This is a genomic window from Paludisphaera rhizosphaerae, assembly GCF_011065895.1.
Classification (GTDB): Bacteria; Planctomycetota; Planctomycetia; order Isosphaerales; family Isosphaeraceae; genus Paludisphaera; species Paludisphaera rhizosphaerae.
Window position 1 is genome coordinate 1 of sequence record NZ_JAALCR010000096.1, and the last position, 607, is coordinate 607.

General features: G+C 68.2%; 1 protein-coding gene. It reads left to right on the plus strand.

The annotated features are described in order from the left end of the window. Positions 1-607, plus strand: a 607-nt coding sequence (locus G5C50_RS32140; protein ID WP_165076183.1) for a transposase, incomplete at both ends; no start/stop codon positions are given.

The following is a 607-nucleotide window of genomic DNA, read 5'->3' on the forward strand; positions in this document are numbered from 1 at the left end:
TTTCACAAGCCGGCCGATTATCAGGCGTTCCTGGTGCTCGCGGCCGAGGCCGTGGTCCGGCTGCCGATGCGGGTCGTGGCGTATTGCCTGATGCCCAACCACTTCCACCTGGTACTCTGGCCCCGCGAGGACGGCGACCTGTCGCGCTGGATGCACTGGCTGATGACCTCGCATGTGAGGCGATACCTGCGGCATTACCACAGCAGCGGCCACGTCTGGCAGGGGCGATTCAAGGCGTTCGCGATCCAGGAGGACGAGCACCTGCTGAAGGTGATCCGCTACGTCGAGCGGAACGCGCTGCGGGCCGGTCTCGCCGAACGGGCCGAAGGCTGGCCCTGGTCGAGCCTCCACCCCATCGCCGACGGCCCTCCCCTGGACTCCGGCCCAGCGCCGCGAGGCGTCGACTGGACCAACTTCGTCAACACCCCGATGACCGAGTCCGAGATGGCCGCCATCCGCCTGTCGCTCCGTCGCGACCGCCCCTACGGAGGCGAGACCTGGACCCTCCAAACCGCCGCCCTGCTCGGCCTGGAATCCAGCCTCCGCCCTCGGGGCCGACCCCGCAAGCCCACCACGTCGGACGAATCGAAGGGAGTCAATACACCCT